Here is a 21,925-nt window from a genome sequence, read left to right on the forward strand (position 1 = left end):
TTCGTGGACGGAAGGGCGACTTTCCGCCGCTCAGGCGGGTAGGCGCGTGTCCGACGCTCCGACCGCGGGCGGGGGCCCGTGATGAGAAGGGCCCTGAAGGCAAGAGGAGATGGCGACGATGAACACGTGGAGCGACACGCCACCGGCCGACGAGGTCATGACCACGCGCGACACCAGCCTGTGCACGTGCCGACCCGCCCGGATCGCGCCGGACGACGCCTCGCCGGACGAGCGGAACGGTGGTGATCCGGAGCGGCACATCATCCGCGGAGACGACTGACCGGCCGCGGAGATGCCTGACCGACCGCGGAGACGACTGATCGCGTACACCCGCCGGGAACCGCCCGCCGGGAGAGGAGGCCGCCGCCATGACCGTCACGTCGAGCAACTCGGGGAACACGACCGGGGTAGCCGGGCCGCCCGAGCCGGCCGACGAGCGCCTCGACGGGGTGGACGGGGTGGACGGGGCCGATGGTTTCGACGGGGCGGGGCCGCCGGAGACGGCGCGGGAACGCGTCAACCGGCGGTGGACGGAGATCCTGCAGGAGACGCGCGTGGCGCAGACCGGCGTGCAGATCCTCTTCGGCTTCCTCCTGAGCATCGCCTTCACCCCGCGCTTCGGCACCCTGTCGACCTTCGACCGGGTGCTCTACGTCGTCACCGTGGTCCTGGCCGCGTCGTCGACAGCCGCCCTGATCGCCCCCGTGTCGATCCACCGCTGCCTGTCCGGGCTGCGCATGAAGCGCGAAGTCGTCGAGGCCGCCGGCCGCATGATGACGTGCGGCATCGTGCTGCTGGCCCTGACCATCGCCTGCACGCTGCTGTTCATCCTGAACGCCGTGCTGCCGACTCCCTTCGCCCAGGTGATCGTCGGCGGGGTCATGGTCTGGTTCGCCCTGTGCTGGTACGTGCTGCCCTTCAGGCTCCGCCGCAGGGCAGCCGACCGCAGGGGCCCCTGAGCGGGCCGCCGCGGCACACGGCGCGTACGGGCGGGTTCGCGACGGGCGCCCGCCCGTACGCGAACCCGCCATATGGGCGGACGGGCATACGGGCGGACGGGACGGGCGCTTCGAACCGCTCCTTCTCCCGCGGACGGTGCCCGCGGCGGGGACGCGGACCGGGTCAGGTCGGCGCTGACCCCACCCGGCGGCCACGCTCGGTGGTGCCGGCCTTCAGTGCTCTTGGCCCGCGCGTCAGCGGTCCTGGCCCGGGCCTCAGTGGCCCTGGCCGCGGGCCACCACCCGGAACGTCTCCAGGGACGGGTCGGCGGCGTCGGGGATCAGCAGGCCGTGCGCGACGCCGCTGCGCAGGTACTCGACCACCTCGGCGTTGATCACCTCGCCGGGCGTCACCGCCGGGACCCCGGGCGGGTACGGGCTGATCGTCTCGGCCGAGATGCGGCCGACCACGTCCCTCGCCGCCACGTGTTCCGCCTCCCCGAAGAACGCCTCGCGCGGCAGCCTGGCCTGCTCCAGTTCCAGGCCCGACGGCTCCGGCAGCCGCACCGGCGGCCGGGGCTCCAGCTCACCGGCCCGCTCGGTGAGCGCCCGCAGCGCGTCCACCAGCACCTTCTCGGTGGTGTCGTCGTCCGCGTGCGTGAGCGCGGCGTTGATCCGGCAGGTGTCGGAACCTCCGACGTCGACGTGGCACTCGTCCCGCAGCCACTCGGCCGCCTGCATCCCGCTGATGCCGAGGCCCCGCACGTCGACCACGATCTTGAGCGGATCGAGATCGGCCGCGAGACCGGCCTCCACCACCTCGGCGCCCATCGGCACCAGTCCCGGCAGCTCCGCCACCGCCTCGCGCACCCGGGCCGCCCGGCGCAGCGCGCCGTCGAGGAGCTCGCGGCCGTGCTCGGCCATCTGCCGCCGCCAGCCGTCGAGCGTCGCGTACACCAGCGAGGACGCGCTCGTGGTGCCGAGCAGGTCCTCCCGCTGCTTCAGGACCTCCGGCGACACCCGGTCGTACTGGAGATGGAAGACGGAGCTCTGCTCGATCGCCCCGCCCATCTTGTGCACGCTGGTCACGACGAGATCCGCGCCCGCGTCGATGCCCCAGACGGGCAGGTCGGGATGGAACGGCAGGTGCGCGCCCCATGCCTCGTCCACGATCAGCGGCACGCCCGCCTCGTGGCACACCTCGGCCACGCCCTTCACGTCGGCGCAGCTGCCCCAGTCGGTGGGCGTGATCAGCAACATGCCCTTGGCGTCCGGGTGCTCCCGCAGCCTGGCGCGTACGTCGTCGGGCTCGGGAGGATGCGCCAGGTGCCGGTCGGCGTCGAACTTCGGGTGCACCCAGATCGGTTCCACCCCGTTCACCACCACGGCCGCGATCACCGACTTGTGCGCGTTCCGCGACAGCAGCAGCTTCTCGCCCGGACCGGCGACGGCCAGCATGGCCGTCTTCACCGACAACGAGCTCCCGCAGGTCGAGAAGAACGCCCGCTCCGCGCCGACGGCGTCCGCCATCAGCTCCTGGGCCTGCTCCAGCACGCCCTGCGACTCCCGCCGGTCGTCGAGACCGTTGAGCAGCAGCACGTCCGAACGGAACACGTCGTACCCGACGACGTCACCGACCCGGGGATCGACGCCGCGGCCCTGCTTGTGACCCGGCGGTCCGAACACGACGTCCCCACGCCGCCGGAAGGCCTCCAGCGCTTCGAGCACCGGTGCGCGCGAGTGGTCCATGGCACTCCTCCGTCTCGTTTGCCGGGGCACACGGACGGCGCCCCGAGGGCGTGCCGCGCGTGTGCCCCGCGGGGCCGCGGAGAAACGGCCCGCCGCCCGAGCCGGCGGGCGCGGGATCCCTGCCCGGGCCCGGGAGCCCGGCTCCCGGAGCCCGGACCCACCGGACGCGCGCCCCGTCCGAGCCCCCGTCCGAGCCTCCGTCCGAGCCCCCGTCCGAGCCTCCGGCCGCGCATACGCGGCGCTCGCGCGGGCAGGGGCGCTCGCGGGGGTGGCGAGGAGGGTGCCGTCATGAACAGTCCGTCGAGGTTCCACCCGCGGACCGCCGTCGTCACGGGAGCCGATTCCGGGATCGGGCGCGCCACCGCCGTGCGCCTCGCCGCGTCCGGCGTGGACGTCGGCATCACCTGGCACCGGGACCTGCGCGGCGCGGAGGAGACCGCGGCCGAGGTACGGAGCCTGGGTCGGGAGGCGTGCGTCGAGCCGATGGACCTCACGCTGCTGCCGGCCGCCGCCGAGGCCGTCGACCTGCTCGCCGACCGGCTCGGCGGCGTCGACGTCCTGGTGAACAACGCCGGCACCGGAACGGCGACGCCCTTCCTCGACCTGGACCACGAGACCGTCCGGCGGATCCTCGACGTCGACCTCGTCGGCCCGCTGCTGTGCGCACAGCGCGCCGCCCGCCGCATGATCGGCCAGGGGCGCGGTGGCCGGATCGTGAACGTCACCTCGGTCCACGAGCACCAGCCGCGGGTCGGGACGGCGCCGTACTGCGCGGCGAAGGGCGGACTCGGGCTGCTGACCCAGGTCATGGCCCTGGAGTTGGCCGTTCACGGCATCACCGTGAACGCGGTCGCCCCGGGCGAGATCGCCACGCCGATGACGGGCCAGGAGGACCAGGACGTCACCGCCGAGCCCCGTCCCGGTGTCCCTCTCGGGCGCCCGGGAGACGCCCGCGAGGTCGCCGCCGTCATCGCCTTCCTCGCCGGCCCGGACGCCTCGTACGTCACCGGCGCCTCCTGGTCCGTCGACGGGGGCATGCTGCGCGTGGGCCCGATGGCCGGCTCCCACCTGCCGGACGACAGCTGGCGCACCGTCTGACCCCGCACCGCCCCGTCCCCACGCTGCCCCGCCCCGCCCGACCCTCGGTCCGGCATCCGGCGCCGCATCCCGTACGGCCCCGCCCCGGCGGCCCGACACCGCAGCCGGCCCGACACCGCAGCCGGCCCGAGGCCCGGCCCGCACCCGCCACCGCGCCCGCCACCGCGCCCGGCGGTGCGGCGCCGTCGGCGACTCGCCGGCCGGAAGGGGTGGTTCCGGGTGCAAGGGGTGGAATCGGGCCAACTCTCCTTTTCCATAGTGCAGTTGCTGCTTCTCGACCTATCTTCTTGGGGCCCGCGGTTCGCGCTCGCCCAGGAGGTCCGATTGCAGCACAGACGTGTCCGCGCCATGGCCGGAGCATTCCGCCGGCCACCTCTCCTCATCGCCTTCGCCCTCGGGTCGCTGTCCCTCGGGCTGACTCCCTGGCTCGGCGTCGCGGACGCCGCACCGGGCGGGCGGGGGCCGACGCCTCCGCCGGTCGCCACGCCGTCCGGGCAGCAGACCGCCCAGCAGTCGCCGCACCACGGCGTCGCCCCGGCGAACGCCATGGAGCCGATGGCCCCGGTGCTCGACCGGACCGGGTGGACGGCCACCGCGAGCGACGAGGAGACCGTCAAGGAGAACGGCCGCGCGGCCAACGTCCTCGACGGCAACACGGCCACCATCTGGCACAGCCGGTGGTCCGGGACCCCCGCCCCGCTGCCGCACAGCATCACCGTCGACATGCACCGCACCACGGTCGTCTCCGCGCTCGTCTACCAGCCCCGCACCGACAAGGCCAACGGCCGCGTCGGCGAGTACAGCATCAGTCTGAGCACCGACGGTCAGCACTGGGGCAGTCCCGTCGCCACCGGCACCCTCGCGGACGACGCCGGCGCGAAGACCCTCGGGTTCGCCCCGCAGGGCGCGCGGTTCGTCCGCCTCACCGCCCTCACCGAGGCCGGCAACCGCGGCCCGTGGAGCTCCGCCGCCGAGCTGAACCTGCTCGGCGACCCCGGAACCCCGGCCGCCACCGTCGACCTGCCCCGCACCGGGTGGACGGCCACCGCGAGCGACGAGGAGACGGCCAAGGAGAACGGCCGCGCGGCCAACGTCCTCGACGGCGAGGCCGGCACGATCTGGCACAGCCGCTGGTCCGGGACGGCGGCCCCGCTGCCGCACAGCATCACCGTCGACATGCACCGCACCGCGGCCGTCTCCGCCCTCGTCTACCAGCCCCGCACCGGCAACACCCACGGGCGGGTCGGCGCGTACACCGTCACCACCAGCACCGACGGCACGACCTTCGGCGCACCCGTCTCCTCCGGCACCTGGCGCGACGACGACACCGTCAAGACCGCCACGTTCACCCGCGCCGTCACCGCCCGCTACATACGCCTGACCGCGACCAGCGAGGCCGGCAACCGCGGACCCTGGACCTCCGCCGCCGAGATACGCCTGAGCGGACCGGCCGCGCCGGCCACCCACGGCACCTGGAGCCGAATAACCGGCTTCCCGCTCGTCCCGGTCGCCACCGCCGTCCTGCCGGGTGACAAACTCCTGGCCTGGTCCGCGTACGCGGTCGACCGCTTCGGCGGCAGCAACGGCTACACCCAGACGGCCATCCTCGACCTGAAGACCGGCAAGGTCACCCAGCGCCGCATCGACAACACCGGCCACGACATGTTCTGCCCGGGCATCGCGATGCTCGCCGACGGCCGCGTCCTCGTCACCGGCGGCAGCAACGCCGAGAAGGCCAGCATCTACGACCCCGCCACCGACGCCTGGTCCGCGACGAGCAACATGAACATCGCCCGCGGCTACCAGGCCATGACCCTGCTCCCCAGCGGCGAGGCCTTCGTCCTCGGCGGATCCTGGAGCGGCACCCCCGGCGACAAGTCCGGCGAGGTCTGGTCGCCGACCACCGGAACCTGGCGCAGGCTCCCCGGCGTCCCCGCCACCCCCGCCATGACCGCCGACCCGACCGGCGCCTACCGCGCCGACAACCACATGTGGCTGTACGCCACCTCCGGTGGCAAGGTCCTCCAGCTCGGCCCGAGCAAGCAGATGAACTGGATCACCACCGCCGGCAACGGCAGCATCACCTCCGCCGGCACCCGGGCCGACAGCCCGGACGCCATGACCGGCAACGCCGTCGCGTACGACGTCGGCAAGCTGCTCACGCTCGGCGGCTCGCCCGCCTACGAGAACCAGCCCGCCACCCGGCGCGCGTACACCGTGGACGTCGGCGGCGACGGCCGGGTCCACACCGCGCGCACCGGAGACATGGGCCACACCCGCGGCTTCAGCAACAGCGTCGTCCTGCCCGACGGCAAGGTCGCCGTGTTCGGCGGGCAGGCGCTGCCGGTGCCCTTCAGCGACGCCACCTCCGTGCTGACCCCCGAGCTGTGGGACCCGGCGACCGGTCGCTTCACGCCGCTCGCCAGCATGGCCATCCCGCGCAACTACCACAGCGTGGCGAACCTCCTGCCCGACGGACGGGTCTTCTCCGGAGGCGGCGGACTGTGCGGCGACTGCGCCACCAACCACGCCGACGGCGCCGTGTTCACCCCGCCGTACCTCCTCAACGCGGACGGCTCGCCCAAGCCGCGGCCCGTCATCACCGGCGGCGTACCGCCGCGGGCCGCCGCCGGCGCCTCGCTCACCGTCACCACCGAAGGCCCGGTGGCCTCCTTCGTCCTGATGCGGGCGGCCGCCGCGACCCACTCCACCGACAACGACCAGCGGCGCGTGCCGCTGGTCTCCACCGCCTCCGGCACCGGTTCGTACACGGTGACCGTCCCGGCCGACAAGGGCGTGGTCCTGCCGGGCACCTACATGCTCTTCGCGCTGGACTCCCAGGGCGTGCCGAGCACCGCCCGCTTCATCACCGTCACCTGACGGCACGACGACGGCGCGGCCTCACCGAGGTCCGGCCCAGCGCGGCGAGGCCGCACCGTACGCCGTCGACCACGCCCTCGACGGCCCGGCCGGACGGGCCGTCGAGGGGGACGACCGCGCCGTCGCGGCCCTCGCCGGACAGCCTGACGACCCCGGCGCCGACCCCGGCGCCGACCCCGGCGCCGGCCCGGACGCCGATCTCGTCCACGTGACGTCACGCCCCCGGACCGGCCGGCCCTCCCCGCTCCCGGTTGCGGCACGGCGAGGCCGCGAAACCCTGGAAGGGACCGCAGCCGAGGAGGAGACGCGCATGGACCCTGTCCCTCCCGGCGAGCCGGTGCCTCCCCGCGGTCCGGTGCCTCCCCGCGGCCCGGTGCCTCCCGGCGGTCCGGTGCCTCCCCGCGGTCCGGTGCCTCCCCGCGGCCTGGCTCCTCCCGGCGGCCCCCGCCCGCCCCGTGCCCTCGTCCTGGACACGGACGGTGTGCTCCTCGACTCGGCCCGGCTGCACGCGGCGGCCTGGAAGGCCGCGCTGGACACCTGCCTGGAAGCCGTGGCCGGTGCGGAGCAGCCGCCCTTCGACGCCGACGTCGAGTACCGCCGGTACGTCGACGGAAGGTCCCGCCACGACGGGGCGGCGGCCTTCCTCGACGCCCGGGGCATCGACCTCCCGGCCGGCACGCCCCGCGACCCGCCCGGCACCGACACGGTCCGGGGGGTGGCGGCGCTCAAGGAACGGGCGTTCGTCGACCTGCTCCGCACGGAAGGCGTCGACGCCTTCGCCGACGTCCGCCCGGCCCTCGCGGCCCTGCGCGCGGCGGGCGTGCCGTGCGCCGCGGCGTCCGCCTCCCGGCACGCCCGGCAGCTGATCGGCGCCGCCGGGCTGGACGGTCTCCTCGCCGGCGTCGTGGACGGCGAGGACGCCGCCCGGCTCGGCCTCGCCGGCAAGCCGGACCCCGCGCTGTTCCTGCGCGCCGCCGCCCTCCTCGGCAGCCGCCCGCAGGACACCGCGGTCGCGGAGGACGCGCTCGCCGGCGTCGCGGCGGCGCGCCGCGGCGGCTTCGGTCTCGTCGTCGGCGTCGACCGCACACCGCTGCGGCAGGCCGCCGCCCCGCTGCGCGAGCACGGAGCCGACCTGGTGGTCCCCGACCTGGCGACCCTGGTCCGCCGCGTGTGGGGTGAGCGCGGATGAGCGACGGCTGGACCTGGCGGTACGACCGCTACGAGCCCGACCGCGAACCCCTGGTGGAAGCGCTCTGCACCCTCGGGAACGGCCGGTTCGCCACCCGCGGCTCGGCCCCCGAGTGCGCCGCCGGGGGCGTCCACTACCCCGGCACCTACCTGGCCGGCTGCTACGACCGGCTCGCCTCGGACGTCGCGGGCGAGCGGGTCGAGAACGAGGACCTGGTCAACCTTCCCGACTGGACGCCGCTGCGCTACCGCTGCCGGCCGGACGACGGCCCGGCCGGCGACTGGCTGACGCCCGACTCGGCGGAACTGCGCCACCACGAGGTGCACCTCGACCTGCGCGCGGGCCTGCTGACCCGCCGCCTGTACTTCGAGGACGCCCACGGCCGGGGCCTGCGCGTCGGCCACACGCGCCTCGTCCACATGGCCGACCCCGGTCTCGCCGCCCAGCGCACGGTGTTCCGCGCCTACGGCTGGAGCGGCACCGTCGAGGTGCGGTCGGTGCTCGACGGCGCCGTCACCAACGCCGGAGTCGAGCGCTACCGGCACCTCGACGGGCGTCACCTCCGGGACCACACCTCCGGATTCGGCCCCCTCGGCGTCGCCTGGCTGACCTGCCGAACGACCGATCCGGGCGTCCGGATCGCCCTGGCCGTCCGCACGGCCACCCGGCCCGTACAGCAGGCGCGCGAGGAGGCCGCACCGGCCGGCACGGTGCAGACCTACCGGCTGCCGGTCGGGCCCCGCCGCTCGGCGACGGTCGTCAAGACCCTGACGCTGTGCACCTCGCTGGACCGGCCCGGCGCGGACCCGCTCTCCGCCGCCCTCGGGGCGACGGCCCGCGCCCCGGACTTCTCCGCGCTGCGCGCGGCCCACGAGGCGGCCTGGCAGCGGGTCTGGGAGCAGGGTGAGCTGCACGTGCCGGGCGAGGCGGGCCGCATCCTGCGGCTGCACGTCTTCCACCTCCTGCAGACGCTCTCCCCGCACACGGCGGAACTCGACGTGGGCGTCCCGGCCCGCGGGCTGCACGGCGAGGCGTACCGGGGGCACGTGTTCTGGGACGAGCTGTTCGTCCTGCCCTTCCTCGGTCTGCACTTCCCCGAGGTCGCGCGGGCGCTGCTCCTGTACCGGCACCGCCGGCTGCCGGCCGCCCGCGAGGCCGCCCGGTCCGCCGGCCGCCGAGGGGCCATGTACCCCTGGCAGAGCGCGAGTTCGGGCCGTGAGGAGACCCAGACGCTGCACCTGAACCCGCGCTCGGGCCGCTGGATCCCCGACCACTCCCGGCTCCAGCGCCACGTGGGCTCCGCCGTCGCGTACAACGTCTGGCGGTACGCGCAGGCAACCGGCGACCGCGGTTTCCTCCACTCCGCCGGGGCGGAGATCCTCCTCGACGTGGCCCGCTACTGGTCCTCCGCCGCCACGTACGACCCGGTGCTCGGCCGCTACCGGATCCGCGGGGTCGTGGGGCCCGACGAGTACCACGACGCCTATCCCGGCGCCGGGACGCCCGGCATCGACGACAACGCCTACACCAACGTGACCGCCGCCTGGGTCCTCGCCCGCGGCCTCGACCTGCTCGGCGAGCTGCCCGCTGCCCGGCGCGCCGAGATCGCGGAGCGGCTGACGCTGGACGACGGCGAGCTCGCCCGCTGGGACGAGGTGTCGCGCCGTCTGTACGTGCCGTTCCATCGGGGCGTCGTCAGCCAGTTCGAGGGCTACGGCGAGCTGGCGGAGCTCGACTGGGACGGCCTGCGGGCCCGCCACGGCGACATCCGCAGGCTCGACCGGATCCTCGAGGCCGAGGGCGACACCGTCAACCGCTACCAGGCGTCGAAGCAGGCCGACACCCTCATGCTCGGCTACCTCTTCCGGCCCGAGGAGCTGTACGGCCTGTTCGGCCGGCTCGGGTACGTGCTCGACGACGCGGTGTGGCGGGCGACCGTCGCGTACCACCTGCGGCGCACCAGCCACGGCTCGACGCTCAGCAGCCTCGTCCACGGCTGGGTCCTGGCCCGGCAGAAGGGTCCCGACGCCTGGCGGTACTGCGAGGAGGCCCTGCTCGCCGACGTCGCCGACGTCCAGGGCGGAACGACCGGCGAGGGCATCCACCTCGGCGCGATGGCCGGCACCGTGGACCTCGTCCAGCGCGGGATCACGGGTCTGGTGACGGGGCCGGAGGGGCTGCGGGTGGAGCCCGTGCCCCTCGCGGAGATCCCCCGGTTCGCCTTCACGCTGTGCGTCGGCGGGCACCGGGGCGTGCGGCTGCGCATCCTGCCCGGGCGGCTGGCCGTCCGGGTGCCCGCCTCACCGGAGGGCCCGCTCGTCGTGCTGCTGCCGGGCGACCGGCGGGTCACCGTCCCGACCGGCGAGGAACGGTGGTTCCGGCTGTGACGGGCGGCCGGCCCGCGAGGACGAGCCGGCGGTCAGCCGAAGGTCAGCACCTCGGAGACCGGCCGACGCGGTGTGGCTCGTCCCGGCGGGCCGTAGCCCAGACGGAACACCATGTGCACGAAGCCGACGGACGAGCCCGGATCGCGGGCGTCGGACCGCAGCTCAGGCCACTCCAGCGGCTGGGACATCAGGGAGGTGGCGAGACCGTCGAGGGTGGCCTGGAGCAGCACGCGCTGCATCGCCTGGCCGGCCCGCAGCCATTCCTCCGGCGTGTCGCCGGCCGTGCCGAGCAGGGCGATCTGCGGGCTCCTCTCGAAGCGCGCCGACCCACGGCCGGACGCCTGCCCCGCAGCACCGAAGTCCCGGACGGGCGAGGTCACGTCGTACTGCCGGGGCCCGAAGGCGTACGAGGGGATGCCCTCGGTGTCCGGGCCTTCGCCGGCCGCGCCCGTACGCGTCCAGGCGGCGATCTCCGCGCGCACGGCCTCGTCCGCCGCCTCGAACAGCTCGGAGGCGTGGACGAGACCCATGACGGTGTCGGTGTGCCACGGACCCGGGACGACGAGCCGGCAGCCCTCCAGGAGGGCCGCGGCCCGGAGGCCGTCCATCACCTCGGTCGGGACGCGCTCCTCGGTGAACGGGAAGCGGCTGGTGTGCCGGCGCGCCAGGGCTGCGTGGAGCGGCTCCAGGTCGCCGTCGGCGCCCTCGGGGCCGTCGAAGCGCACGTCGGCGAGGTGCCAGGGGTCGTCGGGGGAGGGCAGCGGCGCGACCACGGGGCGCAGCCCGCGGTGCACGGCGGCGACCCGCAGGCCGAGGAGCGCGGCGCCGCACCCGAGGTGCAGCGCGCGGTGCTCCGGGTCCTCCCGCGGCAGGGCGCGCCGGGGATCGCCGTGGAGTTCGACGACGCCGGCGTCCTCCTCGCAGCGGAACGACCAGGGCTGTGCGTTGTGCATCGAGGGAGCCGTGACGGCGTCCTCGACGAGGGACGTCACGAGCGGTCGGGTCAGAGCGGTGGGGGACACGGTTCGTCCTGTCTGCCTGTGAGACGTGCGTCGTGTGCGGTTGTTCCCGCGTCACCGGCCTCTGACGCGCACGGTGGCCGAGACGAGGGCCGAATGGCCCAGCCAGGGGACCCGAAGGGCTCTCCGGCCGTGCGGGACCGGCTGCCGGGGTGGAGGGGAGGGCTTCCGGAACCCTTGAGGGAACACGCCGGAGCCTCGGGAAGCCGCGGACGCTCGGGGAAGCCCCGGATGCGCGGGGAAGCCGCCCGGACGTTCGGGGAAGCCCCTGGCCCCGCGCGGAAGCCGTCCGGACGGGGTGAGGAAGCCGCCCGGACGCTCGGGGCAGGGGCAGCGCCCGGACCCGCGCTCGACGTGGCTCGGACCCGTGAGGAGGCGCCATGAACGGCACCACGGCCGGTACCGGCCCGGGCAGGGTGGTCGTCGGTGTCGACGGATCACCGCCCGCGCACACCGCCGTGCTGTGGGCGGCGGCGGAGGCGGCACTGGCGGTGCGCGGTGCCGCCGAGCCGGCCGAGGCCGGTCCGGTGCTCGCGGCGGTCCGCGACGGGGCCGGGGCTCGGCCGCGCTTCGTCCCGAGAAGCGGACCGAGCCCCGCGCCCTGAGAGTCCCGCCTTCCTCCGGCGTGGACTCAGCGGGTCCCGCGCGCCGCGCCGCCGCGGCCGCGGCCCGGCCGGGACGTCCGCGCGGCGGAGTCGTCCGAGGCGGCCGGACGGCCGGAGCCGCGGCCGTCCGCCGTGGCGGTGCGGCGGCCCGTCCTCGCGGTGGATCCCGCCGTCCGGTCCGACGCCCTGCCGCCGCGTCCGGCGGCGGCACCGGTCGCGGACCCGTTCCCGCCGCGGCCCCTTCCGCTCGCGCCGCCCGCGGAGCCACCGTTCGCGGAGCCGCCGGTCGTGGAGCCGCCGTTCCCGACGGCACCGTTCGCGGTGCCGCCGTTCCCGCCGCCGTTCCGGTGCCGGCGAGGACGCTGGTCCGGTTCGGGCGTGTCCTTCCGCGGCCGGCGCGGCCGCCTGCCCGGCTCGGCCGCGTCGGACGGGCCCGCCGGGCCCGTCCGGTCCGCGCGGCCGGACCGGCTCGAACGGCTTGGCCGCGAGGACTTCGCCGCCTTCGGCGCAGGGGTCGCGGGCGCGGGCACCTCCACCGTGACGGCCACGCCGGACGGCTCGCGGGCACCCGTGAGCGCCGCCAGTTGCGGGTCGCTCGACGTGATGCGGGTGGTGCGGGCACGGATGCCCGCGTGGGACATGGTCCGGTCGACGTCCCGCTTCTGGTCGGGCAGCACGAGCGTGACGACGCTGCCGGACGTGCCGGCGCGGGCCGTGCGCCCGCCCCGGTGCAGGTAGTCCTTGTGGTCGGCGGGCGGGTCGACGTTCACGACGAGGTCGAGGTCGTCCACGTGGATGCCGCGGGCCGCGACGTTGGTCGCCACCAGTGCCGTCACCTGGCCGTTCTTGAACTGCTCCAGGGTGCGGGTCCGCTGCGACTGGGAGCGCCCGCCGTGCAGCGCGGCGGCCAGGACGCCCGAGCTCAGGAGACGCTTGGCGAGCCGGTCGGCGGAGCGCTTGGTGTCGAGGAAGAGGATCACCCGGCCGTCGCGCGCCGCGATGCGCGTGGCGACGGCCTTCTTGTCGGTCTCGTCGAGGACGTGGAACACGTGGTGCTCCATCGTGGCCACCGCCGCGGCCGACGGGTCCACGGAGTGCACGACCGGGTCGGACAGGAACTGCTGCACCAGCCGGTCGATGTTGCCGTCCAGCGTGGCGGAGAAGAGCAGCCGCTGGCCGTCCGGCCGGACCTGCCGCAGCAGCTTGGTGATCTGCGGAAGGAAGCCCAGGTCGGTCATCTGGTCGGCCTCGTCGAGCACGGTGATGCGCACCTGGCCGAGCTCGCAGTCCCCGCGTTCCACGAGGTCGTTGAGCCGACCCGGGGTGGCCACGACGACCTCGGCGCCGCGCCGGAGGGCGGCGGCCTGCCGGGTGACGGACAGCCCGCCGACCACGGTGGCGGTCCGGAGGTTCACGGCCGTCGCGTACGGTGCCAGCGCGTCCGCGACCTGCTGGGCCAGCTCACGGGTCGGCACGAGGACGAGCGCGAGCGGCGCCCTGGACTCGGCACGCAGCCCGGCCGTACGCGCCAGCAGCGCCAGGCCGAAGGCGAGCGTCTTGCCCGATCCGGTGCGGCCCCGCCCCAGCAGGTCACGGCCGGCGAGCGAGTTCGGCAGGGTGGCGGCCTGGATGGGGAACGGCACGGTGACGCCCTGGGCGGTGAGCGTGTTCAGCAGCGCCGTCGGCATGTCGAGCTCGCCGAACTCCTCGACCGCGGGCAGCGCGGGGGTCGTGCTCTGCGGCAGCCGGAATTCCTTCGGCGCGGCGGGTGCGGGTGACGGCGTGCGTCGGCCCGGCTTCTGGGCCTTCCGGGACATGCGGATGTCTGAACCTTCCTCGAAACAGCACAAAAACCGGGGCCCGCACCGAAAGTGCGGACCCCGGCGGGGGAATCGTGTCCGGCTGTCAGGCGGGAACGATGTTCTCCGCCTGCGGGCCCTTCTGGCCCTGCGTGACGTCGAAGGAGACCCGCTGGCCCTCCTGGAGCTCACGGAAGCCCTGCGTCGCGATGTTCGAGTAGTGGGCGAACACGTCGGGGCCGCCACCGTCCTGCTCGATGAAGCCGAAGCCCTTCTCGGAGTTGAACCACTTCACGGTTCCCTGAGCCATGACATTTCTCCTTCAGTAGGCAGAGGCCCCATCCGGAGATGCCGGAAAACAAAACATGCGCCCGAGGAAGCATTTCCTGTCAGGCGCACATAGGTTCATGGGTACCACAACTGCAACACGTCAACCGTAACACAGGTTCTCGGTGGTGCCTCCGGCCGACGCGTCGCGAGGGCCGGAGGCACCGGTGGGGGGTGGGGGAGAGGGGTCAGGGGAGAGCGGTCACGGCGTGGGCGTCCAGCGCTGGGCCGTGGAGGAGGCGGAGCAGGTGGCGAGGGTCAGTTTCGTGCCGTTGGCGGTGCCCGACCCGACCGGCGCCAGGCAGCGGCCGCCGCTGGTGATCGCCGCGTCGGGACCGAGCTGCCACTTCTGGCCGGCCGAGCCGTCGCAGGGCCGGACGGCCACGCGGCTGCTCGAGCCGTCGAGGCAGACGCCGTCCTTGCCGGTGAGGGTGCCGGCGGCGGTGAAGGTCCAGCGCTGGTTGGTGCCGCCGTGGCAGGTGTACAGGGTGGGTTCGGTGCCGGCGGTCGTGGCGCCGTACGGCAGGTCGACGCAGGTTCCGGAAGCCGCGTTGACCAGGGTGGCGTCCGTCGGGAGCGGTGTCGCCCGGCCGGTCGCCGAGATCTCCGCGGCACTGGTCCACGGGCCCCGGTTCCCCGCTTCGGACAGGGCCTTCAGCCGCAGGTAGCGGCCGGTCTTCGGGGCGAACGCGGCCTTCTTCTCCGCGGCGGTGTCCGCCCAGGTGCCGGTAGCGACCGGGCTGCCCCAGTCCGCCGTCGAGTCGGAGACGTAGATCTCGTACGAGCCGATCCGTCCGTTGACCCCGCCGTCCTGGCGCGGCAGGTAGGAGACGCCGTCGACGTCGTGGCGTGCGCCGAGGTCGATCCGGATCTCGTGCGGGAGCGCGGCGGTCTTGCCGCCGGAGTAGGCGGTGTGCCACAGGGTCGAGGAGCTGCCGTCGACGGCGTTCGCGGCGGCCCCGTTCTCGGCCGAGGTCTCCTGGCTGTCGGCGTACGGGACCGTCCAGCCCGCCTTCGGGATCGGCGTGCCGGAGGCCGGCACCGCCGTGGCCGGCAGCAGCGTCAGGCCGCTCGCGGTGACCGTGAAGGCCCCCGACTTGCTGCCGGTCTTGATCCAGAGGGTGCCGGAGCGGTCGGCGCCGTCGAAGTACCAGCCGGTGGTCGCGGAGTCGTACGCGCTCCTGGAGGTCAGGGCGGGCAGGGCGGAGCCGTCGGCCGTGACGGCCGAGGGGGCGGCGGCCGCGTGGACGGTGAACTCGTAGCCGCGCGAGGCGGGCTTCCCGGCGTACGTGCCGGTGCTCGCGCCGACGGCGAGGCGTACGTCGCCGGTGCCGGAGGCCGGGGCGGTGACGTCGACCTTCTGCGTGGCGTAGGCGCCGTTCCGGTACTGGCGGGTGAGGCCGTCGTCCTCGTAGAGCGTGTACGTCGAGGAGCCCCGCGGATAGACGTCGTAGGTGAGGGTGGAGACGGGCTTCTCGCCGGTGTGGTTCATCTGCGGCCACATCGGCACGATGCCGCCGCCCCTGACGAACAGGGGCAGGGTGTCGAGCGGGGCGTGGTAGCCGTTGAGCCAGCCCGGGCCGGCGTAGGTCCTGCCCGTCCAGTAGTCGGTCCAGGTGCCGGCCGGCAGGTAGATGCCGTCGCGGGTGGTCGTGTCCGTCACGACCGGTGCCACCAGGAGCGAGTCGCCGGACATGAACTGGCCGCTGGTCTGGTTGCCGCGCGCGACCGGGTCGTCCGGGTACTCCAGGACCATGGCGCGGACGGTCGGCGTGCCGGTCTCGGCGGCGACGTGGCTCGCCGAGTACAGGTACGGCATCAGCCGCATCTTCAGCTTGAGGTACTTGCGGTTGACGGAGAGGTACGGCTCGGAGAACCGCCAGGGCTGCTTGTCCTGGTAGCCGGCCTCCGGGTGGGTGGCGCCCCAGCCGGACATCGTCATGAAGGCGGGCGTGAGCGCCTTCCACTGCAGGTCGCGGGCGTAGGTCTTGGGGCTGCCCTGGAAGATGCCGTCGACGTCGCCGGAGGCGTAGTTGAAGCCGGACAGGCCCGCGCCCGCGATGGCCGGGACGTGCCAGCGCATGGCGTCCCAGGTGCCCGGGGTGTCGCCGGTCCACACGACGGCGTTGCGCTGGGTGCCGGCCCAGCCGTCGACGGTCCACACGTAGCGGCGGGCGTCCGAGTTCTTCTCGATGCCGTCCACGGCCTGCTGGACGCCGTCGAAGGCGTACTTGTAGCCGGAGCCGATCCAGGCGACGTCGGTCTTCACGCCCCGGGTGCCTGCGGTGCCGACCTCGGTGCCGATGTCCGCGAGGCCGGTCGACGTCCACAGACCGGTCTGGAAGCCCTTCGCCTTCAGGCCGTCGACCGTGGCCTTCAGATCGGTGTAGCCGCAGCCGTAGCCGTCGTTGGGCAGGAACCAGCCGGACGGCATGTCGGCGGCGCGGGCGTCGGCCGCGTAGCCGAGGACGTCCTTCGTGGTCTGGTGCCGGAGGCGGTCGTGGTCACCGCGGTAGTCCGGGTTGGAGGCGTTCCAGCAGTCGGCGTTGCCGAGCTCGAAGCCCCACATCGGGGCCAGGAACGGCTTGCCGCTGACGTCGGTGTACGCGTCGAGCACGCCCTTCAGCGAGTCGCCGACGAAGTACCAGGCGTCGAACCGGCTCTCGTCGTGGGTGAAGGTGCCGGGCGCGCCGAAGGAGTAGCTGCCGGGCGCCCAGGTGTTGCGCATGACGCCGTAGCCGTTGGTGGACATGTAGAACGGCGCCGGGCTCGCGTTGCTGTTCTCCTTCCACGTGTTCTGGACCGCCACCGGGACGGTCCTGCCGCGCAGTGCCCACTCGCCGAGCCGCAGGCCCGTGCCGTAGAACTGCTCGTCGGCACCCTGCGTCAGGTACTGGCTGGTCTGCGAGCCCGTCCACGACAGCGGCTGCGACTCGGCCCAGACGAGCGTGCTGTTGTCGGCGCGGTACACGGAGAAGCGCAGCGGGGACTTCTCGACGCGGATGTTCAGGGCCGGCGTGCTGATGCGGTAGTACGGGCCGGCGTCGGTGACGCTCGTGGACACCGGACCGAAGTCGGTGTCGACGGCCAGGGCCTTGCCCGCCGGGTCGTCGGTGAAGGTGCCGTTCGGCGAGAGCCAGATCCGGAAGATGTCCTGACGGGCGATCACCACCCTGGCCTTCGCCGACGTCGACGTGCTGATCGTGACGGTGTTCCCGGACTGGCTGACGCCGGTGATGTTGCCGGCGCTCGCCGCCGCGGCGGGGGAGGCGGGGGCGACCACCGAGAGGACGGCCAGTACGAGGGCAGCGGCCAGGCCGAGGATCACCGGTCGCCCGCCACGGACCCTGCCTCCCCCTCCCCACGGGCGTAGGAGACGTACGGAGCTCTGGTGCATCACAGCCGCCTTTCGGGCCATGCGGCCACCGCCGTCCGCGGCGCCGCCGACAACACGTGCTGACGCGCCATGCTCGACAGTCCCATGGAATGACGTCAAGTGCTCATGCACACCTTGTTTCAATCAGAAACGCGCATCCCTGCGCACGTCTCGGGCCTGCCTCGGGGCATGCCGACGGTCCGGCACGCCGTCGGCATGCCGGATGACCAGCGTGATCGGGGGCGGAGGGAGCGGACCTACACGCAGTGGACGTCGATGCCGCGGCCGGTGAGCTGCTCCACGAACTCGTCCGGCGCCTCGTGGTCGGTGACGAGGACGTCGATCTCGGCGATCGTGCAGACCCGGGCGAAGGCCCGCCGGCCCAGCTTGGTGGAGTCGGCGACCACGATCACCCGGTCGGCGCGCTCGGCCATGGCCCGGTTGGCGCTCGCCTCGCCCTCGTCGTGGGTGGAGGCGCCGAAGCCCGGGTCGACGGCGTTGACGCCGAGGATCGCGTAGTCCAAAGACAGGCCCTGCAGGACGGCGGTGGCCAGCGGGCCGGTCAGCTCGTACGACTGGGGGCGGGCGACGCCGCCGGTCACCACGGTCTTCACGTACGGCCGGACGGCCAGCTCGTTGGCGATGTTCACGGCGTTGGTGACGATCGTCAGCGCCGTCCCGGCCGTGTGCTCGGCGAGGTCCGGGCGGGTGGCCAGCTCACGGGCCACCTCCGAGGTCGTCGTGCCGCCGTTCAGTCCGACGACCGCGCCCGGCGGGACGAGCGCGGCGGCGGCGCGGGCGATGCGCTGCTTCTCGTCGGCCTTGCGGGCGGTCTTGTAGCGCAGCGGCAGGTCGTACGTGACGCCGCTGAGCACCGCGCCGCCCCGGGTCCGGGTCAGCAGCTGCTGGCGCGCCAGTTCCTCCAGGTCCCGGCGGACGGTGGCGGGGGAGACGTCGAGCAGTTCGGCCGCCTCGCCCACCTCGATGCTGCCCCGCTCGCTCAGGGCGTCGAGGAGCCGCGTCCACCGCTCGTGCGTGCCCATCGCCGTTCTCCTCGCTCGTTTCGACCCGCGTGCTTCGGGTGCCGAGCGTATCCCGCCGGCGCGGGGACGCACCGTGAGCATGTGCGCGGTCTTGCGCAGTCATGCGCAGAGAGCCTATAAAAACTCCATCTTCAATCATCAGTCGGTGTGCAAGCCGGCCGTGAACCACCCGGGAGTGCCCGTGAGCCATGTCGAAGCGGAAATCGCCGGTCAGCCCGCCTGCTGGCGCCGTGCGCTCGAGACCGGTCCCACCGGGCTGCCCGAGCACGGCGAACGCGTCGCCGTCATCGGCTGCGGCACCTCGCTCCACATGGCCCAGGCCTACGCGGAGCTGCGCGAGGCCGCCGGCCTCGGCGAGACCGACGCCTTCGCCGCATCCGCCTACCCGCCGGCCCGCCGCTACGACCGCGTCCTCGCGATCACCCGCTCCGGCACCACCACCGAGGTGCTCGACGCGCTGCGCCTCCTGAGGACCGACGGCACCCCCACCGTCGCGCTCACCGGCGACCTCGACACCCCCGTCCGCGACGCCGCGGACGTCGTCGTCGACCTCTCGTACGCCGACGAACGCTCCGTCGTGCAGACCCGGTTCGCCACCACCGTCCTCGTGCTGCTGCGCGCCGGCCTCGGCCTCGTCCCCGAGGACCTGCCGGAGCAGGCCGAGCGCGCCCTGCTCGCCCCGCTACCCGAAAGGGCCGTCACCTCCGAGCAGTTCACCTTCCTCGGCACCGGCTGGACCGTCGGCCTCGCCCACGAGGCCGCGCTCAAGCTCCGTGAGGCCTCGCTCTCCTGGACGGAGTCCTATCCGGCCATGGAGTACCGTCACGGCCCCGTCAGCATCGCGGCACCCGGGCGCACCGTCTGGTTCTTCGGCGCGCCTCCGGCCGGCCTGCTCGACGAGGTGCGGGCGACCGGCGCCCACGCCTCCGTCTCCACGGACGACCCGCTCGCCGATCTGGTCCGCGCCCAGCGCCTCGCGGTCGCCCTCGCCGAGCGCCGCGGCCTCGACCCGGACCGGCCCCGCAACCTCACCCGCTCCGTCGTCCTTCCCGGCTCATGAGCGTCATCGCCCTGGACGTCGGCGGCACCTTCATCAAGGGCGGCGTCCTCGCCGAGGACGGCACGCTTAGCCACGCCGACCGCTGGTACACGCGGGCGGACCGCGGCCCGGACGACGTCCTGGAGACCGTGCTCGACTGCGCCGCCGAACTGGCCGCGCGCTGCCCCGGCGCCGAGGCCGCCGGCGTCGTCATCCCCGGCGTCGTGGACGAGGACGACGGCGTGTCCGTGTTCGCCGCCACCCTCGGCTGGCGCGACGTACCCCTCCGGGACTGGCTGGCCGAACACCTCGGCCTGCCCGTCGCGGTCGGCCACGACGTCCGGGCCGGCGGCCTCGCCGAGGCCCGGGCGGGCGCCGGACAGAACTGCGCCGACTTCCTGTTCGTCCCCGTCGGCACCGGCATCGCCGCCGCCGTCTTCGCCGAGGGCCGCGCCCGCGCGCTGACCGGCGGTCACGGCCGGGCCGGGGAACTCGGGCACGTCGTGGTGCGGCCCGGCGGGGAACGCTGCCGGTGCGGCGCGCGGGGCTGCCTGGAGACCGTGGCCTCCGCCTCCGCCATCTCCCGCCGCTACGTCCGCGCCACCCACCGCCACGGCGCCACCGCCCGCGACGTCCAGTCCCGCGCCCGGGCCGGGGACGAGGTGGCCGCGTCCGTCTGGTCCGAGGCGATGGAGGCGCTCGCCGACGCGCTGTCCACCGCGATCACCCTCTACGACCCCGAGCGCGTCGTCATCGGCGGCGGCCTCTCCCGGGCCGGCGAGGCCTGCCTCGTGCCGTTGCGCGCCGCGCTCGCCGAACGCCTCACCTTCCAGGCCCTGCCCCAGGTCGTGGGAGCGAGCCTCGGGGACCGGGCCGGCTGTCTGGGCGCGGCGTTCCTCGCCCGGGACCTCCTGGTCCGCCCGGAGCTGGTGCCGTCGTGACCCCCGTCGTCGCCCCCGTCGTCGCCCGCCGCCCGGCCCGTGACACCGACCGGCCGGGCCCGCGCCCCGTGGACGCCGCACCCCTGACCCGTACCCCAGGAGACTTCCCAATGACGTTGTCAAGCCACTGCTGTGACTGGTGGTGTGGCTTGGTAGCACGCTCCGTCGCGGATCATGGCCCACAGGACGTTGGTCCGGCGACGGGCGAGTGCCAGCAGCGCCTGTTTGTGCCCCTTGCCTTCGGCGCGTTTGCGCTCGTAGAACCGTTTCGAGGCAGGGCAGGTCCGCAGGCTGGCGAAGGCGGAGAGGTAGAAGGCACGGAGCAGGCCGCGGTGGTAGCGGCGCGGGCGGTGGAGGTTGCCGCTGACGCGTCCGGAATCGCGGGGGACGGGTGCGAGGCCGGCGTAGCCGGCCAGGCGGTCCGCGGTGCCGAAGGCCTCCATGTCACCGCCGGTGGCGGCGAGGAACTCCGCGCTCAGCATGGTGCCCATGCCGGGCAGGCTCTCTATCACCTTGGCGCTCGGGTGCTCGCGAAACCGGGCCTCGATCAGGGCTTCTACTTCAGCGATCTCCTCATCGAGGGCCATCACCCCCTTCGCCAGGCGGGCCACCATGGTGGCCGCGAGCTTCTCGCCGGGCAGCGCGGTGAACTGGGCCTCGGCCGCCTCCACGACGGTCCGGGCCAAGGCCGCACTGCCGTAGACCTTGCGGTTCCTCAGCCAGGTGGTGATGCGCGAGGTTCCGGCGCGGCGGATGGCGGCCGGGGTCTGGTAGCCGGTCAGCAGCACGACCGGCCCCTTCCTGGTCAGATCCAGGGCACGCTCCAACGCGGGGAAAATCTCAAGGAGTTGAGCGCGGAGACGGTTGATTTGCCGGGTCCGGTCGCAGACCAGATCGGTGCGGCGGTTGACCAGGGTGCGCAGGTCGACGGATATCTCGTCGCCGGGCCGCAGGACCCCGAGGTCGGTGCGCATGCGGGCCTGGTCGGCGATGACGAAGGCGTCCTTCGCGTCGGTCTTGGCCTGGCTCCGGTAGCCGGCCGAGGCACGATGGACGGCCAGTCCGGTGATGTAGGTGATGTGCTGGTCATGGCTGACCAGCAGGCCGAGCAGGAGCGCGGCTCCGCCGTGGTTGATGTCCACTGCCCACAGCACGTCGCGCGACAGCTCCAGGACGTCGGCAGTGAGCTGGAGCAGCTCGATCTCGTCGTTCAAGACCCGTCGCGACAGAAGCCGCTTGCCCTGGGCGTCGATCACCACGCAGTGGTGATGTTCCTTGCCGATGTCCACTCCGGCCCAGATCTCGGGCACAGCCACCTCCACCAACTCGTCGCGCGTGAACCCAGCAGACGACCTCGCCGACGTTGTCCTACACAGCGATCGCGTCGCGTCTCCCAATTAGCGGTCGAGTCGTCGCGGGACTCCGGGCGGCCAAGTCTCCTGAGCCATCCAACGGCGGCCACATGCCAGCCATACCCAGAGCCCCTGGGCCATCGATCTTACGAATGACCGATCAACCCAAGAAGAAGGTAGGAC

17 protein-coding genes are annotated in these 21,925 nt (G+C 73.9%); 9 read left to right on the forward strand and 8 right to left on the reverse strand.

Annotation, left to right across the window (positions count from 1 at the left end):
* Nucleotides 1-118 precede the first annotated feature (118 nt).
* Both ESG85_RS34935 and ESG85_RS11635 read left to right on the forward strand, forming a co-directional pair.
* Nucleotides 119-280, forward strand: a complete 162-nt coding sequence (locus ESG85_RS34935; protein ID WP_164986224.1) for a hypothetical protein — start codon at nucleotides 119-121, stop codon at nucleotides 278-280.
* An 88-nt stretch (nucleotides 281-368) separates the two neighbouring features.
* Nucleotides 369-959 (forward strand): DUF6328 family protein, encoded by a 591-nt coding sequence (locus tag ESG85_RS11635; protein WP_219825179.1) that lies wholly within the window; start codon nucleotides 369-371, stop codon nucleotides 957-959.
* 255 nt (nucleotides 960-1,214) lie between these two features.
* On the opposite strand, the gene ESG85_RS11640 is transcribed toward ESG85_RS11635, so the two are convergent.
* Nucleotides 1,215-2,687: an aminotransferase class I/II-fold pyridoxal phosphate-dependent enzyme gene (locus tag ESG85_RS11640; protein ID WP_128978201.1), complete on the reverse strand. Its 1,473-nt coding sequence runs from the start codon at nucleotides 2,685-2,687 to the stop codon at nucleotides 1,215-1,217.
* Nucleotides 2,688-2,975: 288 nt separating this feature from the next.
* Between ESG85_RS11640 and ESG85_RS11645 the strand changes: the two genes are divergently transcribed.
* On the forward strand, nucleotides 2,976-3,785 hold the full coding sequence (locus ESG85_RS11645; RefSeq protein WP_128978203.1) for an SDR family oxidoreductase: 810 nt from the start codon (nucleotides 2,976-2,978) through the stop codon (nucleotides 3,783-3,785).
* A 324-nt stretch (nucleotides 3,786-4,109) separates the two neighbouring features.
* A complete protein-coding gene (locus ESG85_RS11650) occupies nucleotides 4,110-6,665 on the forward strand; it encodes a galactose oxidase family protein (protein ID WP_246094942.1) in 2,556 nt (851 codons plus the stop codon).
* Here ESG85_RS11650 and ESG85_RS11655 read toward each other — a convergent pair.
* On the reverse strand, nucleotides 6,658-6,873 hold the full coding sequence (locus tag ESG85_RS11655; RefSeq protein WP_128978205.1) for a hypothetical protein: 216 nt from the start codon (nucleotides 6,871-6,873) through the stop codon (nucleotides 6,658-6,660). The two genes, ESG85_RS11650 and ESG85_RS11655, sit on opposite strands and share 8 nt — an antisense overlap.
* 102 nt (nucleotides 6,874-6,975) lie before the next feature.
* On the opposite strand from ESG85_RS11655, the gene ESG85_RS11660 reads away from it, so the two are divergent.
* Together ESG85_RS11660 and ESG85_RS11665 are read left to right on the forward strand one after the other, a co-directional pair.
* Nucleotides 6,976-7,854, forward strand: coding sequence for an HAD-IA family hydrolase (locus tag ESG85_RS11660; protein WP_128978207.1), 879 nt, complete (start codon nucleotides 6,976-6,978; stop codon nucleotides 7,852-7,854).
* Nucleotides 7,851-10,241, forward strand: coding sequence for a glycoside hydrolase family 65 protein (locus ESG85_RS11665; protein ID WP_128978209.1), 2,391 nt, complete (start codon nucleotides 7,851-7,853; stop codon nucleotides 10,239-10,241). Before ESG85_RS11660 ends, ESG85_RS11665 begins: the two co-directional genes overlap by 4 nt.
* A 32-nt stretch (nucleotides 10,242-10,273) precedes the next feature.
* On the opposite strand, the gene ESG85_RS11670 is transcribed toward ESG85_RS11665, so the two are convergent.
* Complete coding sequence (locus ESG85_RS11670) at nucleotides 10,274-11,263, reverse strand: Acg family FMN-binding oxidoreductase (protein ID WP_128978211.1); 990 nt, start codon at nucleotides 11,261-11,263, stop codon at nucleotides 10,274-10,276.
* Between the two features lie 377 nt (nucleotides 11,264-11,640).
* On the opposite strand from ESG85_RS11670, the gene ESG85_RS35305 reads away from it, so the two are divergent.
* The gene (locus tag ESG85_RS35305; RefSeq protein WP_181019014.1) at nucleotides 11,641-11,865 is read left to right on the forward strand and encodes a hypothetical protein; all 225 of its coding nucleotides are present in this window, start codon (nucleotides 11,641-11,643) and stop codon (nucleotides 11,863-11,865) included.
* A gap of 26 nt (nucleotides 11,866-11,891) precedes the next feature.
* Here the strand turns inward: ESG85_RS35305 and ESG85_RS11680 are convergent, their stop codons facing one another.
* From ESG85_RS11680 to ESG85_RS11695, 4 genes are all read right to left on the reverse strand, one after another.
* Nucleotides 11,892-13,682: a DEAD/DEAH box helicase gene (locus ESG85_RS11680; protein ID WP_128978213.1), complete on the reverse strand. Its 1,791-nt coding sequence runs from the start codon at nucleotides 13,680-13,682 to the stop codon at nucleotides 11,892-11,894.
* An 88-nt stretch (nucleotides 13,683-13,770) separates the two neighbouring features.
* Complete coding sequence (locus ESG85_RS11685) at nucleotides 13,771-13,974, reverse strand: cold-shock protein (protein WP_007502648.1); 204 nt, start codon at nucleotides 13,972-13,974, stop codon at nucleotides 13,771-13,773.
* Between the two features lie 219 nt (nucleotides 13,975-14,193).
* Nucleotides 14,194-17,319: a TIM-barrel domain-containing protein gene (locus ESG85_RS36580; RefSeq protein WP_281288022.1), complete on the reverse strand. Its 3,126-nt coding sequence runs from the start codon at nucleotides 17,317-17,319 to the stop codon at nucleotides 14,194-14,196.
* Between the two features lie 305 nt (nucleotides 17,320-17,624).
* The gene (locus ESG85_RS11695; protein ID WP_128978217.1) at nucleotides 17,625-18,410 is read right to left on the reverse strand and encodes a DeoR/GlpR family DNA-binding transcription regulator; all 786 of its coding nucleotides are present in this window, start codon (nucleotides 18,408-18,410) and stop codon (nucleotides 17,625-17,627) included.
* Between the two features lie 181 nt (nucleotides 18,411-18,591).
* On the opposite strand from ESG85_RS11695, the gene ESG85_RS11700 reads away from it, so the two are divergent.
* Together ESG85_RS11700 and ESG85_RS11705 are read left to right on the forward strand one after the other, a co-directional pair.
* On the forward strand, nucleotides 18,592-19,470 hold the full coding sequence (locus ESG85_RS11700) for an SIS domain-containing protein (protein WP_128978219.1): 879 nt from the start codon (nucleotides 18,592-18,594) through the stop codon (nucleotides 19,468-19,470).
* Nucleotides 19,467-20,390 carry an ROK family protein gene (locus ESG85_RS11705; RefSeq protein WP_128978220.1) on the forward strand — a complete coding sequence of 308 codons (924 nt, stop codon included), beginning with the start codon at nucleotides 19,467-19,469 and terminating at the stop codon, nucleotides 20,388-20,390. The genes ESG85_RS11700 and ESG85_RS11705 overlap by 4 nt, the downstream gene beginning before the upstream one ends.
* A gap of 119 nt (nucleotides 20,391-20,509) precedes the next feature.
* On the opposite strand, the gene ESG85_RS11710 is transcribed toward ESG85_RS11705, so the two are convergent.
* Entirely contained in the window at nucleotides 20,510-21,706 is a 1,197-nt protein-coding gene (locus tag ESG85_RS11710; RefSeq protein WP_128978222.1) for an IS110 family RNA-guided transposase, read from the reverse strand.
* Nucleotides 21,707-21,925 lie beyond the last annotated feature (219 nt).

It is taken from the genome of Streptomyces roseicoloratus (assembly GCF_004117935.1).
Lineage (GTDB): Bacteria > Actinomycetota > Actinomycetes > Streptomycetales > Streptomycetaceae > Streptomyces > Streptomyces roseicoloratus.